Annotated in this window: 12 protein-coding genes; 6 read left to right on the top strand and 6 right to left on the bottom strand. The window is 65.4% G+C overall.

The features are described from left to right. Positions 1–166: 166 nt before the first annotated feature. Positions 167–1,387, top strand: a complete 1,221-nt coding sequence (locus QK287_RS10325; protein WP_282359997.1) for a helix-turn-helix domain-containing protein — start codon at positions 167–169, stop codon at positions 1,385–1,387. Between the two features lie 11 nt (positions 1,388–1,398). On the opposite strand, the gene QK287_RS10320 is transcribed toward QK287_RS10325, so the two are convergent. The 3 genes from QK287_RS10320 to ptsP all read right to left on the bottom strand — a co-directional run bounded on the left by QK287_RS10320 (position 1,399) and on the right by ptsP (position 3,913). Further along, entirely contained in the window at positions 1,399–1,674 is a 276-nt protein-coding gene (locus tag QK287_RS10320; RefSeq protein ID WP_226775665.1) for a hypothetical protein, read from the bottom strand. Positions 1,675–1,748: 74 nt separating this feature from the next. Next, the gene (locus tag QK287_RS10315; protein ID WP_226775666.1) at positions 1,749–2,171 is read right to left on the bottom strand and encodes a helix-turn-helix domain-containing protein; all 423 of its coding nucleotides are present in this window, start codon (positions 2,169–2,171) and stop codon (positions 1,749–1,751) included. Positions 2,172–2,227: 56 nt separating this feature from the next. Continuing rightward, positions 2,228–3,913 (bottom strand): phosphoenolpyruvate--protein phosphotransferase, encoded by a 1,686-nt coding sequence (gene ptsP / locus QK287_RS10310; RefSeq protein ID WP_282359996.1) that lies wholly within the window; start codon positions 3,911–3,913, stop codon positions 2,228–2,230. A 160-nt stretch (positions 3,914–4,073) separates the two neighbouring features. Between ptsP and QK287_RS10305 the strand changes: the two genes are divergently transcribed. The 5 genes from QK287_RS10305 (at position 4,074) to QK287_RS10285 (ending at position 9,950) form a co-directional block, all read left to right on the top strand. Next, positions 4,074–4,802, top strand: a complete 729-nt coding sequence (locus QK287_RS10305; RefSeq protein ID WP_226775824.1) for a TetR/AcrR family transcriptional regulator — start codon at positions 4,074–4,076, stop codon at positions 4,800–4,802. Positions 4,803–4,858: 56 nt separating this feature from the next. Beyond that, positions 4,859–6,847 carry a PTS mannitol transporter subunit IICBA gene (locus QK287_RS10300; RefSeq protein WP_282359995.1) on the top strand — a complete coding sequence of 663 codons (1,989 nt, stop codon included), beginning with the start codon at positions 4,859–4,861 and terminating at the stop codon, positions 6,845–6,847. Continuing rightward, positions 6,847–8,007: a mannitol-1-phosphate 5-dehydrogenase gene (locus QK287_RS10295; protein ID WP_282359994.1), complete on the top strand. Its 1,161-nt coding sequence runs from the start codon at positions 6,847–6,849 to the stop codon at positions 8,005–8,007. Before QK287_RS10300 ends, QK287_RS10295 begins: the two co-directional genes overlap by 1 nt. A gap of 205 nt (positions 8,008–8,212) precedes the next feature. Beyond that, positions 8,213–8,683 (top strand): MarR family transcriptional regulator, encoded by a 471-nt coding sequence (locus tag QK287_RS10290; protein ID WP_226775821.1) that lies wholly within the window; start codon positions 8,213–8,215, stop codon positions 8,681–8,683. Between the two features lie 40 nt (positions 8,684–8,723). Beyond that, a complete protein-coding gene (locus tag QK287_RS10285) occupies positions 8,724–9,950 on the top strand; it encodes an MFS transporter (protein WP_282359993.1) in 1,227 nt (408 codons plus the stop codon). A gap of 109 nt (positions 9,951–10,059) precedes the next feature. Here QK287_RS10285 and QK287_RS10280 read toward each other — a convergent pair whose 3' ends face one another. The 3 genes from QK287_RS10280 to rraA form a co-directional block, all read right to left on the bottom strand. After that, positions 10,060–11,511 (bottom strand): sugar porter family MFS transporter, encoded by a 1,452-nt coding sequence (locus QK287_RS10280; RefSeq protein WP_226775819.1) that lies wholly within the window; start codon positions 11,509–11,511, stop codon positions 10,060–10,062. 147 nt (positions 11,512–11,658) lie between these two features. Further along, entirely contained in the window at positions 11,659–13,314 is a 1,656-nt protein-coding gene (locus QK287_RS10275) for an MDR family MFS transporter (protein WP_282359992.1), read from the bottom strand. 102 nt (positions 13,315–13,416) lie between these two features. After that, positions 13,417–13,893 carry a ribonuclease E activity regulator RraA gene (rraA, locus tag QK287_RS10270; RefSeq protein WP_226775817.1) on the bottom strand — a complete coding sequence of 159 codons (477 nt, stop codon included), beginning with the start codon at positions 13,891–13,893 and terminating at the stop codon, positions 13,417–13,419. Between the last annotated feature and the right edge of the window lie 106 nt (positions 13,894–13,999).

Genomic DNA, 13,999 nt, shown 5'->3' with positions numbered 1-13,999 from the left:
AGGAGCCGTCGGGCAGCAGCGGCGGCTGCCCCCGGGAATCCGGGTTTTTTCAAATTGGCGGCTGGACATTTGTCGATCGGCGAAGCGTCAGGTGTCGCCTGCTGTCCGTTGGCACGGGTGGTCCCCGGGTTCTCCGGAGGCGAGGTGCCGGCAGTAGTCTGGCAGGATGCAGCAGCAGGATGTCGAACAGCTAGTGGAGCATGTGGCACTGAAACTGGGCCGCGGCCTCTCACTCGAGGATCTGGACGGCCTGCTGCTTGCCTACAGCTCCAACCAGTCCCACGCTGACCGGGTCCGGGTGAACTTCCTGCTCAGCAAACGCGTCCCGCTGGACGTCAGCGCCTGGCAGCTATCGCACGGGATCGCGACGGCGGTGCGCCCTGTGGTGGTCGCGGCCAACGAAGAGCTCGGCATGCTGGGCCGTGTCTGCGTGCCCCTCCTGGTGCGCGGCTTCCGGGTTGGCTACCTCTGGGTCCAGCTGGACTCGGCGGAGCCGAACGCGGGTTCGGTTCTTGGCCAGCTGCCGGATGTGGCCCGTGAGCTGGAGGAGCTCTCGGCGCTGCTGTTGGACTCCAATACCGCCGAATCCGAGTTCCGCCGCCGACGCGAACAGGAGTTCCTGGCCGCCTGCCGGGGCGAGTCCAACGCCGTCGCGGCAGTGGCGGGCTGGAAGGAAGTACAGGGCCGCGGCCCCTGGCAACTCGTGACGGTGCTTGACGCTGACGGCTGGGCGGAAGGCTCGGATCCGATCGCCGCCACCCTGATTCACCGCTCCGCTGCCCTGCAGGCCACTATCGGTGTGGATTCGGCCCTGTTCAGCGCCGGCACCGAGACCCACGCCGTTGTGTTGTTCAGGGCATCAACCGGCCGGGCAGACCACGCCCAGGTGCTGGTCCACTACCAGTTGGAGCTGGCCAAACGAGCGGGCCGGCCGGTGCGCAGGATTATCCTGGGGACTTCCGAGAGCTTCGCGCGGCCGCGCGAACTCGCTGACGCATACCGCCAGTCCCGGCAGGCCGCGCAGGCGGCGTCGGTGGATCCCCAACTGGGTGAGCTCGTGGACTGCCGGGCCACCGGCATTTACCAGCTGCTGGCCTCTGCCGGCGGAGGAGCGGGGGCGTGGGCGGACGCGGGCTCGGTCTACTTCCGGCTCCTGGAAGACCATGACCGGAACCATGAGCTGCTGCCGGTGCTGGAACTCTTTTATGACAATGACGGTTCAGTCCAGGGCGTCGCGGACAAGCTCCACCTGCACCGGAGCAGCATCTATAACCGGCTCGGCCGGATTCGGCAGCTGCTCGGTGTCGACCCGCTCAAGGGGATGGTGCGGCTCGAACTGCACTCGGCACTCAAGGCCCGGCGCTGGGCCGGCCGCCCCAGGATCTAGCCGGCGGAGTCCTAGCTGCCGCGGCCCTCGCGTTCGGGCCGCTCGGCCTCGGCCGGATGCTCCGATTCGGGGCCGGGACCACCGTCGGCGGCAGCAGCTGATGCCCGTGCGGCCCTGCCCCTGCGGCGGGAGATCCGACTGTCCATCCACATGGAAACGGCGACAAACGCCACGCAGCTGGCCATAAAATCGGCCGTGTAGTTCAGTCCCATTGCGTTTCCGAGGATGCCGGTAAGCACCATGGCGGCAATGCCAGCCACGATGTGCCACCCTCTGAACTTAGCCACAATCCAAGCGTAACCCCGGTGTTATCCGCGTTTCCGCGCGGTGGCGGGATCGTTGTTTGATCCTTATCACCGCGTCACGAACCTTCCGAGGCGTCGTCACGTCCGTGGTGCGCAACGCCGTCGGCGGTACTGTTGTTCTTCTGCTTGTCCAACCAGGCCATAATGTCGGCGAGCCGGATCCGCCGGTGCGTGCCGCGGTACTCCACCGGGATTTCGCCGCGGTCCGTCAGGTTCCGCAGGTAGGTGTGCGAGATTCCGGCCAGCTCGGCTGCCCGGGAGGTTGTCAGCATTTCCGCCACGCTGCCCACCGTGACGGCTTCGCCCCGGCTGAAGCGCGCCAGTAAGTCCACAACGGCGTCCCGCGCCTGGTCCGGCAGCCGGTGCACGGTGCCGTCAACAAAGACCGTAATGTCGTCGCTGCCGTTGAGGGCGTACCGGAGTTTCTGCGCGTCCTCAGCGAGAAGGGGGGCGGCCACCCGGGGGGCAATCAGTGTCATGGACTGCATCCTAGCGCCCCGGGCCGGCCTTGCATTGCCTTGGCCCTGCTGCGGCGCTACAGCCCCAGTTCTTCCAGGACGGGCAGCTTCGCCCGGACCCAGGCCCGGGCCTCGGTGGCGCTCGGCGCGGAGAGGGCAAGTTTGGCGAGTTCCTGTGCCTCGGCCAGGGTGACAGTCTTCAGCACCGCTGCCACTGCTGCCAGGGACCGGGCCGTCATGGACAAGGTCGAGACGCCAAGCCCGGTCAGGACGACGGCGAGGGCAGGGTCCGCTGCGGCCTCGCCGCAAACGCCGACCGGCTTGCGGTGGCCCTCCGCGACGGAACCTTCAACGGTTAGGCCCACCAGTCGAAGCACGGCAGGCTGCCAGGGTGTGTTGAGCCCTGCGAGCGGCCCCAGCTGGCGGTCGGCCGCCATCGCGTACTGCGTGAGGTCGTTGGTCCCCAGGCTCGCGAAGGCCACCTCGCGAAGGATGGCCTCGGCGGTGAGCGCCGCGGACGGGACCTCGACCATGACCCCGGGGGTTTTGATTCCGGCCTCGGCGCACAGGGTGGCGAAGCGGGCGGCCTCCTCGGCGGTGGAAATCATCGGCGCCATGACCCACACGTCCGCCTCGGATTCCTGTTCGGCCCTGGCAATGGCCTGCAACTGCCGTTCCAGTACACCCGGTGTGGTGAAATCGGTGCGGTAGCCGCGGACACCGAGGGCAGGGTTCGGTTCGGTGGCGTCGGTAAGGAAAGGCAGCGGCTTGTCAGCGCCGGCGTCGAGGGTTCGGAGCACAACCTTCTTGCCGGGGAAAGCAGCAAAGACGCCCTGGTACGCGGCGGCCTGTTCGTCAACTGTCGGTTCGGTGTCGCGTTCCAGGAAGCAAAATTCGGTCCGGAACAGTCCCACACCCTGGGCATTGAGCTTCGCGGCGGCCACGGCATCCTTGGCCCCGCCGACGTTGGCGAGCAGCGGCACCAGGTGGCCGTCCGCCGTCGCGCCCGTTCCGTCGAAGTCCGCCAGCAGCGACGCGGTGGCCGCCCAGTGTTCGGCGGCGGCCCGCTGGGAGTCGTCCGGGTCCACGGTGATCAGGCCGGCGGCGCCGTCCACGTAGACCTCGGTGCCGTCCGAAATCCGGTCGACGCCGGCGGCTGCAACGATGGCGGGCAGGCCCAGCGAGCGGGCGATGATCGCCGTGTGGGACTGCGGCCCGCCGCCGGCCGTGAGCAGGGCCAGAATCTTATCCGGATCCAGGGTCGCGGTGTCCGCCGGGGCGAGGTCTTCGGCGATCAGGATAAACGGGGTGGGGGAGTTTGGGATGCCCGGGGCGGGGACGCCGCGCAGCTCGGCGACGATGCGGGCGCGGACGTCCAGGACGTCAGTGGCGCGTTCGGCCATGTAGCCGCCCAGGTTATGCAGCATTTCCGAGACGGAAGCGCCTGCTTCCCAGATGGCCCGTTGGCCGGAGGTGCCGCGGCCGATCAGCTTGGCGGCGGATTTCAGAAGCATGGTGTCCGTCGCCATCAGTGCTGTTGCTTCCAGGACTGCCTTACCGTCGCCGCTGACGGTCCCGGCGCGGGCCTTCAGCACATCGTGCACGGCCCTGGCGGCAGTCTTCAGGGCCGCTGTCGCCTCCTCGGCCGTGACCCCGGCCGGGAGCTGCTCCCCTGCGGGTGGTTCGCTGACTGGTTTGGGCATTTGGCGAACGGGTCCGATGATGCGGCCGGGGCTGACGCCTACTCCTGGGAAGTTCTGCACTGAAGGTCCTCATTCTCTGACGGCAGCCGTGCCCGTCGGAACACCTGCGGGCCGGGGCAGCAGCTGCCTAGCGCTGTTGTTGCTGCCGTAAATCTGCGTTCTTGAAAAGTGTATGTGATGCACTTCATATAGCGTTGCTATAGATGCTAGGCTAGCGCGTATGAGTGTGAATGGCGAGTTGCCGCCGAAGACGCGGCTGCTGCAGGCGGCCGCCGAATTGCTCGCCACGTCGGCTGGCGGATCGATCTCGACGCGCCAGATCACGCAGGCTGCACGCGTGACTGCACCGACGCTGTATCACCACTTCGGTGACAAAGAAGGGCTCTTTGACGCCGTTATTACGGAGGGTTTCAGAGCCTATGTTGCGGGCGAACGTGATTTCGCCCCGTCCGGACAGCCGATGGAGGATATCCGGCGCATGTGGGACAACCATGTGCACTTTGGGCTCGCTAACCCCGAGCTCTACCTGGTGATGTTCGGCAACATCCGCCCGGAAAGCCGCCCCGCGGTCATCGCTGATGCCGAGGCGCTGATGGAGGAGCTGCTCACCACTGCCGCTGTGATGGGTCACCTGAACGTTCCCCCGCGGGAGGCTGCCAGAAGCATTCTGGCCGCAACCGTGGGGGTTACGCTGATGCTGATCTCCGAGCGTGCTGCCGACCGAAACCTTGAGCTGTCCGCGATGACGCGGGATGCCATGGTCTTTGCCGTGTCCACGGACAAGGCCAAGGCCTCCGGGCCCGGTTCCTCCGGGGAGTCCTCCGTGGTGGTGGCTGCGATCGCCCTGAACGCGGCACTCCAGTCCTCGGATCCGGCGCAGCTCTCCAGCTCAGAACTCAAGCTCTTCCTCGAATGGCTCCACCGGATCTCCACCAGCGCCAAAGGCTGATCCGCGCCACATTCACCCATCCTGCGCTGTCGCAGGAGTGACGTTTAGGAAACCACATGGCAACAGACACAGTTGCAAAACCCCGCACCAGCGCACGCGTGCACGTGCAGAAATTCGGGACATTCCTGTCCGGGATGATTATGCCCAATATCGGTGCGTTCATTGCGTGGGGCATCATCACGGCCCTCTTCATTGAGAAGGGCTGGCTTCCCGTGCCGGCGTTGGGTGGCTTCGGCACCAACGCCGACGGGGACCCGAATGTGGGCCTCGTTGGCCCGATGATCACCTATCTGCTGCCCCTGCTGATTGGATACACCGGCGGAAAGATGGTCTACGACGTCCGCGGCGGCGTTGTTGGCGCCATCGGCACCATGGGGGTAATTGTCGGCGCCGGTATCCCGATGTTCATCGGCGCCATGATCATGGGCCCGCTTGGCGGCTGGACCATAAAAAAGATCGACGCCCTCTGGGACGGCAAGATCCGCCCCGGTTTTGAAATGCTGGTGAACAACTTCGCCGCCGGCATCTGGGGCGCCCTGCTGGCCCTGCTGGGCTTCTACGGCATTTCACCGCTGGTGTCCGCCTTCAGCGCCGGTGCCGGGAACGTTGTGCAGTTCCTCGTCAACAACGGACTCCTGCCGCTGACCAGCATCTTTATCGAACCGGCCAAGGTGCTCTTTTTGAACAACGCCATCAACCACGGCGTGCTCACTCCGCTGGGCGTCCAGCAGTCCCTGGAGCAGGGCAAATCCATCCTGTTCCTGCTCGAGGCCAATCCCGGCCCGGGCCTGGGCATCCTGCTGGCCTACATGTTCTTCGGCCGGGGCCTCGCCAAGGGGTCAGCACCGGGCGCTGCGATCATCCACTTCTTCGGCGGCATCCACGAAATCTACTTCCCGTACGTCCTGATGCGTCCGCTGCTGATCCTTGCCGCGATCGCCGGCGGCATGACGGGAATTGCCACCCTTGCCGTGACCAACGCCGGTCTTGTGGCGCCGGCGGCTCCGGGGTCCATCATTGCCGTCCTCGCCCAGACCAGCCGGGACAGTTACTTCGGCGTGATCCTTTCGGTCCTGTTGGCAGCAGCCGTCTCCTTCCTGGTCGCAGCGGTCATTCTCAAAACGGGCAAAGTCTCTGACGAGGACGAACTGGCCGAAGCAACGTCGCGGATGGAAGAAATGAAGGGCAAAAAGAGCTCTGTTTCCGCCGCGCTGATCGGCGGCGGCGGGGTGGCGGTGATGGCAGGTCCAATCCAAAGCATTGTGTTCGCCTGCGACGCCGGCATGGGCTCCAGCGCCATGGGTGCTTCGGTGCTGCGCAACAAAATCAGGGCGGCCGGCTTCCCGGACGTCAAGGTCACCAACTCCGCCATTGCCAACCTCACGGACAGCTACGACGTAGTTATCACCCACCAGGACCTCACCGAACGGGCCAGGCCGCTGACGGGCAAAGCGCTGCACTACTCTGTCGACAACTTTATGAGCAGCCCGCGGTATGACGAAGTGGTGGAACTCGTCTCGCACAGCAACACCGCCGGGACCGCGGAGGCGGCGCCGGCAACGGGCGGTGCGCACGCCGCTACGGCTCCGGAAGGCGGATCCGCCGGCGGCACCGCCGGCATCCTGGTGGCCGAGAGCGTCCTGCTCAGCGGCACCGCAACTACGCGGGACCAGGCGATCGACGAGGCCGGCAAGCTCCTGCTGGACCGCGGCGCCGTCGACGCCGGTTACTTGGATGCCATGCACGAGCGCGAGGAATCCGTCTCGACGTACATGGGCAGCTTCCTGGCCATACCGCACGGTACCAACGCCGCCAAGGACCACATCATCAAGTCGGCGGTCTCCGTGATCCGCTACCCCGAGGGCATCGACTGGAACGGGAAGGAAGTGAAGTTCGTCGTCGGCGTCGCCGGAATCAACAACGAGCACCTGCACATCCTGTCCTCGATCGCCAAGGTCTTTACCAACAAGGCCCAAGTGGCACAGCTTGAGGCTGCCACCACTGTCGAGGAAATCCTGGACCTGTTCGGAAAGGTTAATTCATAGTGAAGGCTGTTCATTTCGGAGCCGGAAACATCGGGCGCGGCTTTGTGGGCTTGCTGCTGCACGAGGCGGGTTACGAGGTGGTGTTCGCGGACGTTGCGGAGGACCTCATCACCGACCTCGCGGCAGCCGACAGCTACCGGGTCCACGAGGTAGGCGAACACCCCACCGTCCGCACCGTGGAGAATTTCCGCGCGCTGAACTCCACCCGCCAGGAGGCGGAGGTCATCGCGGAAATCTCGACGGCGGACGTGGTCACCACGGCGGTGGGGCCGCATATCCTCAAGTTCGTGGCTCCAGTGATCGCCAAGGGGATCGCCGCTCGGGCAGCCGGCCTCGCTCCGCTGCAGGTGATGGCGTGCGAGAACGCGATCAACGCAACCGACATTTTGAAGTCCGAGGTCTCCGCCCGGTGGGACGGCGCCGCCGGTTCGCTCGATGGCAAGCTCGATGACAAGGCAGTGTTCGCGAACACTGCCGTGGACCGGATCGTACCCAACCAGGAGGCGGGGCAGGGCCTGGACGTCACTGTCGAGACGTTCTACGAATGGGTTATTGACCGGACCCCGTTTGCAGGCAAGGAGCCGGAAATTCCGGGTGCGACCTTCGTGGATGAACTGGAGCCCTACATCGAGCGGAAACTGTTCACCGTGAACACCGGGCACGCCGCGGCGGCATACTTCGGTTTCCAGGGCGGCCTGGAAAAGATTTCCGAGGCCATGGCCGATCAGGACGTCGCCGCCGACGTGCGTGCCGTCCTGGATGAAACCAAAGAGCTCCTGGTGGCCAAGCATGGCTTCAACCGGGTTGAGCAGGAGAGCTACGTCCAAAAGATCCTGGGCCGGTTTTCCAACCCGCACCTGCCGGACACTGTGAACCGCGTGGGCCGGGCGCCGTTGCGCAAGCTCAGCCGGCACGAGCGCTTCATCGGTCCGGCGGCGGAGCTGGCCGAGCGCGGGATCGTCCCGGAGGCACTGCTCGGCGCCATCGCAGCAGCCCTGCGCTTTAACGACCCGGCCGACGCCGAAGCCGTGGAGCTGGGGCAGATCCTGGCGTCTTTGGGCGCCGATGAGGCAACGGCGAAAATCACCGGACTAAACCCGGAGCACCCGCTGTTCCAGGCGGTCTCGGCCCTGGTTGCGGAGGCCAAAGCCGCCGGCTAAGGCGATGGATTCGTTCCACGCAGCACTCCCGACGCCGGAACTCAGCCGAGTTCCGGCGTCGTGGCGTTTAAGCCCACGCCGGCCGTGACCCGCGGTGCGCTATCACAGTGGGTCCTTATCCGACGGCTCCGGCGGGCCCCCGGAAGGGTCAAGGTGCGGCGGACAAGTTGACTGTTAGGGTGCCTAACAGTTAGGCTACCTAATTATGGAAGACAGCCAACCGACGACATCCGCTTTGGTCCGCCTCGCCCAGGACTTTCGCGAGGCACTGCGGCACAGCGTCTACCTGGTTCGCCGGCTGGACTCCGGCGGTGAGCTTAGTGCCGCACAGCTCAGCACCCTCAAAATGTTGCTGGAGGGCCCGGCTCCTGCTGAAAACACCGGTGCCAGGGTTGGTGAAATTGCGCGGAACCTCGGCGTCAAGGTGCCCAGTGCGACCGAACAGATCATCAAGCTCGAACGCGCCGGCCTGGCCCGCCGCGAGCCGGACCCTGACGACTCCCGGGCGGTCCGGGTGCGGCTCACCCCGGCGGGACGCGCCGCCGTCGACTCCGGGGATCACCGCCGGAACACCGCCATGGCCGGAATCCTCGCCTCGCTTTCCGACGCCGACCGCGCTGCCCTTGCCGCCGCGCTGCCAGTTATCGGCAAGATCAACGCGATGCTTCAGGACTGACTTTCAACCCGATTTCCCGACATTTTTTAGGAGCAACCCCATGCACGGCCAGCCCGCTGACACCCTGCCGGTAGCGGAAGATACCCTCAAAGCCGAAAAGGCCTCATTACTCAAACAGCCCAAGGCGGTATGGGCGACAGCCCTTGCCGCCGTGTTCGCCTTTATGGGTATCGGCCTGGTGGATCCCATCCTGCCGGCGATCGCCAAAAACCTCGATGCCTCGCAAAGCGAAGTCTCCCTGCTTTTCACCAGCTACTTCCTTGTCACGGCCGTCGCGATGCTGATTACCGGCTTCGTCTCGTCCCGCATCGGCGGGAAGCGCACACTGCTGATTGGGCTCGCCGTGATCGTTGTCTTCGCGTCGTTGTCCGGTACTTCGGAAAGCGTCGGGGAGCTCATTGGCTTCCGGGCCGGCTGGGGACTGGGCAATGCCTTGTTCGTAGCCACGGCCCTGGCGGTTATTGTTGGGGTCGCCAGCGGCGGCGCCGGTACGGCGATTATCCTCTACGAAGCGGCCCTGGGCCTGGGTATTTCGCTCGGCCCGCTGCTCGGGGCACTTCTTGGCGGCTGGCAGTGGCGGGCGCCGTTCTTTGGTACGGCAGTGCTGATGGCCGCCGCGTTCATCGCCCTGCTGGCCTTGTTGCCCAAGACCGCGCTGCCGGCGCGGAAAGTCAGGCTTCGGGATCCGCTGCTGGCTCTTGGCCACAAGGGCCTGCGGACGACGGCGGCGAGCGGCTTGTTCTACAACTACGGCTTTTTCACCGTCCTTGCTTTCACGCCGTTTATCCTCGGGATGGACGCTTATGGGATCGGCGGGGTTTTCTTCGGCTGGGGCGTCGCCGTCGCTGTTTTCTCGGTTTTCGCGGCCCCCGTGCTGCAGAACCGCTTCGGGGCCGTCCGGGTCCTCACCGGCACGCTCGCCTTGTTGCTGCTGGACCTGGTGGGTTTGGGGCTGGCCGCCGGCCACTCGGTGCCCGCCGTCGTGGTGCTTGTGGTGATCTCCGGCGCACTGCTGGGCATCAACAACACCATCTACACCGAGCTGGCGATGGGGGTATCGGATTCGCCCCGGCCGGTCGCGTCCGCGGGCTACAACTTCGTCCGTTGGATGGGCGGCGCACTGGCGCCGTTCGCGGCTGCCCAGCTCGGCGAGAACTTCGGGCCGCAGGTGCCGTTCTTCGCTGCTGCGGTGGCCATGGCAGCGGCGATTGCCGTAGTCCTTGGCGGCCGCAGCTATTTGACGGCGCACGAACCGCACGCCATTTAACCGCCCGCCCGGCCTTCTGCCGGGAGGCAGAAGACGCCCATGTTCCCCAGGAACATGGGCGTCTTGCTGCCGTCCGGGGCAGATCTGCCCGGCCCGCGCGATCTGCGGCTCAGGCCTTTCCGGCAGCCTTCGCCGAGCCCTTCGGAACAAAAAGGGTCTCGGCGTGCTCCAGGGACATGCCGTTGGTCTCCGGGACCTTGAACTTCACGAAGAAGAACGACGCCGCGGCGAAGATCGCGTACATGGCGTAGGTCAGGGGCAGCGAGGCTGCCGCCATGACCGGAAAGCTCAGGGTGATGGCAAAGTTGGCTATCCACTGGGCGGCCGCGGCGAGGCCCAGGGCGCGGGCACGGATCCGGGACGGGAAGATTTCCCCCAGCAGTACCCAGACCAGCGGGCCCCAGGAGGCACCGAAGCTGATCACAAAAACGTTGGCGGCAACCAGGGCGGCGGGCCCCCAGGCGCCCGGCAGCGAAATGGCGTCTCCGGTTCCGGTGGCGGAACCGAAGGCCAGGGCCATGGTGCCCAGCGAGACCGCCATCCCGATGGAACCCGCAAGCATAATGGGCCGCCGGCCGATCCGGTCCACCAGGGCTATCGCCACGAGCGTCACCAGGATGTTCGTGACCGCGGTGGCCACGGAGATGGTCAGGGAGTCCTTTTCCTGGAAACCAACGGCCTTCCACAGGGTTGTGGAGTAGTAGAAGATAACGTTGATGCCGACGAATTGCTGCAGGACGGACAGAATGATGCCGATCCACACCACGGGCTGCAGCCCGAAGGCCTTGCCGCGCAGGGAGCCCTTCTGGCCCGCGATCTGGTCCTCCTCGACGGATTTTTTGATGTCCCGCAGCTGGCGGTCAGTGTCTTCGCTCGGGGCGATGGAGCGGAAGATCCTGAGGGCTTCTTCGTCCTTCCCCTGAACCACCAGGAACCGCGGCGACTCGGGCAGGGTGAAGGCGATCCAGCCGTAGACGACGGCGGGCACGGCGGCCGCGAGGAACATCCAGCGCCAGGCCTCGATGCCGAACCAGAGGATTTCAGCGGCGCCGCCGGCGAAGTTCGCGAACAGTGCGTCTGAGAGCAGAGCAGCGAAAATACCCGTGGTGATGGCGAGTTGCTGCAGTGAAGCCAGCCTGCCGCGGACGTGGCGCGGGGAGATTTCGGAAATGTACGCCGGGGCGATCACCGAAGCCAGGCCGATGCCCAGGCCGCCGACCAGCCGCCAGAAGATGAGGTCCCACACGCTGAAGGCGAAACCGGTCCCGATCGCGCTGACCAGGAATAGCAGCGCACCGAGCTTCATGGCGGGGATGCGCCCGTAGCGGTCGGCGATCTTGCCGGCCAGGTAAGCACCGGCGGCACAGCCCAGAAGCGCCACGGCCACCGCGAAGCCGGTCACGGCCTCGCTGAGGGCAAACTCGTTCTTGATGGCGTCGACGGCGCCGTTGACCACGGAGGAATCGAAGCCGAAGAGGAATCCGCCCACCGCCCCCGCGACTGCCAGCCAAATAACCCGCTGGGGGATCTTGGCTGGGGTCTGTTCTGCGCTGCTTGTCATCCTGGCTCCCTCGGCTTTTTTACGTTCCACGGACTGCGCCGCAACTTCCCAGTCTTACACCGGACGCAGTGGAGCGCCTGTCACAAGACCAGAAAGTGAGAGCAAACTTACACTCTGGCGGACAGGCGCCCCACGGTGCTGCGGACCCTAGTGGGCGGCGGCTGAACTTTCCCGGGCGATCGCCTTGGGGTCCGTCAGTTTTTTGTTCGGCAGGGCGAAGGTGATCAGGAATGCGATGCCGGTCAGCACGGCAGCCGTGAGCATCACGGCGTCGATTGACTGCGCGAAGCCCTCGGTGATCGGGCGTGTCAGCGTGGAATTCGCGGTGTGCAGCCAGCTGGTGTCGTTCAGCGAGTCGTTGCTGGCCCCGCCCTTGAAGAATTCATACAGCTTGGCGTTGGCGGGGTCAGCTGCGATTGCCGGATCCTTGAGCACTTTGAGGTAGTCCGCGTTCTGCGCGGCGTCCTTCATGCCGGTGGCGATCTTGTCTGCTGCGAGGCTGAAAAGCATGGAGATGAATACGGCGGTTCCGACGGCGCCGCCCATCGAGCGGAAGAACGCGGCTGCGGAGGTGCCCACGCCCATGTCCTTCGACGGCACAGAGACCTGCATGGCCAGCGTCAGCGGCTGCATGCAGAAGCCCAGGCCCAGGCCGAAGAACACGGCGATGGCACCCGGGACCCACAGCGGAGTATCGACGCCCAGCGAGAGGCCCATAACGACGGCGGCCGCCGTCAGGACGGCGGTGCCCAGGATCGGGAAGACCCGGTAGGTGCCCGACGCCGAGATGGTCCGGCCGGCCGTGATGGAACCGGTGAGGATGCCGACTGTGAAGGTGATCATCATTAGGCCGGCTTCGGTGGGGGTCAGGCCCTTGACCAGCTGCAGGTACATGGGAAGCATTGCGATCGCGCCAAACATGCCGATGCCGATGATGAAGTTCAGCAGTGAAGACAGCCCGAACGTGATGTTCTGGAACAGCCGCAGCGGGATCAGTGCGTAGTCGCCGGCGCGCTTTTCGGCCAGCAGGAACGCGACGATGCCCACAACGCCCAGTCCGTAGCAGAGATAGGAGTTGGCCGAGCTCCAGCCCCAACTGCGGCCCTGTTCGGCCACGAGCAGGAGCGGGACGATCGCCAGCGTAATGGCCGCGGCACCCCAGTAGTCGATCTTCTGCTTCACGTGCTTGGCCGGCAGGTGCAGGTACATAAAGACCACCGTGAGGGCGGCAAGTCCGATCGGCAGGTTGATCAGGAATACCCAGCGCCAGCCGTCGATGCCGAGGATGGTCGCCGAACCGGCGAAGGCGCCGCCGATCACCGGACCCAGGACGGAGGAGACACCGAAGACCGACATAAAGTAGCCCTGGTACTTGGCGCGGTCCTTGAGTGCCACGATGTCGCCGATGATGGTCAAGGCGAGTGCCAGGAGGCCGCCGGCGCCCATACCCTGGATGCCGCGGGCGATGGCGAGCTCGGTCATGGAGTGGACCGAGCCGGCGTAGAGCGAGCCGGCGAGGAAGATCAGGATCGCGATGAGGTACAGCGGGCGTCGCCCGAAGATGTCGCTGAGCTTGCCGTAGAGCGGCGTGCTCACTGTGGAGGTGATGAGGTACGCCGTGGTGGCCCAGGCCTGCAGGGACAATCCGTCGAGGTCGTTGGCGATGGTGTAGATCGAGGTGGACACGATCGTCTGGTCGAGCGAGGACAGGAACATGCCGAGCATGAGTCCCACCATGACGGTGATGGTCTGACGATGGGTCAGGACCTCTCCCGCAGCGGGCGCGGAGGTGGTTTTGGACATGACTGCTCCAAGAGGAAGAGTGGGAATAAGCCGATAGTTGCTTTCAGTAACTATGTTACCGGCTGATTTGTTCCCGCCTCCAACTGCCGGCGAACAAAGTCGTCAGCGTTCCACCAGTATCCCGTCGGGATCGCACCAGATCATTGCGCCCGGCCGGAGAACAACGCCGTCGATCTCCAACTCCACGCCGCTCGCACCGGCGCCCGCCTTCGCGCTTTTACGCGGGTTGCTGCCGAGCGCCTTGACTCCCAGCGGCAGCCCGGCGATGGCCGTCCGGTCGCGGATCGCGCCGTAAACAACAACGCCGGCCCAGCCGTTCGCGACGGCGCTGGCCGCGATCAGGTCGCCCATCAGGGCGGTGCGCAGCGAGCCGCCGCCGTCCACCACCAGGACGGCGCCACCGCCGGGTGTGGCGAGGGTGGACTTGACCAGGGCATTGTCCTCGAAGCAGCGGATGGTCCGGATCGGTCCGCCGAAGTGCGATAGTCCGCCCAGCGACTGGAACTGCAGGGCAATCGAGTCGAGCTCCTCGCCCCGTTCGTCGTAAAGGTCGGCGGTATTCACTGCAGATGCGGCCATCGGTTCTCCTGGGCTGGAAATAGGGGGGCGGATCGTCATCCCCACGATAGTCTGGCTGCTCATCGATCTTCAGTGTGCGTCATCCGTTTCCGGGGGGGAACCGAAT

The sequence above is a fragment of the Arthrobacter sp. AL05 genome (genome assembly GCF_029960715.1).
GTDB lineage: Bacteria > Actinomycetota > Actinomycetes > Actinomycetales > Micrococcaceae > Arthrobacter.
This window is presented reverse-complemented; position numbering and strand designations above follow the sequence as displayed.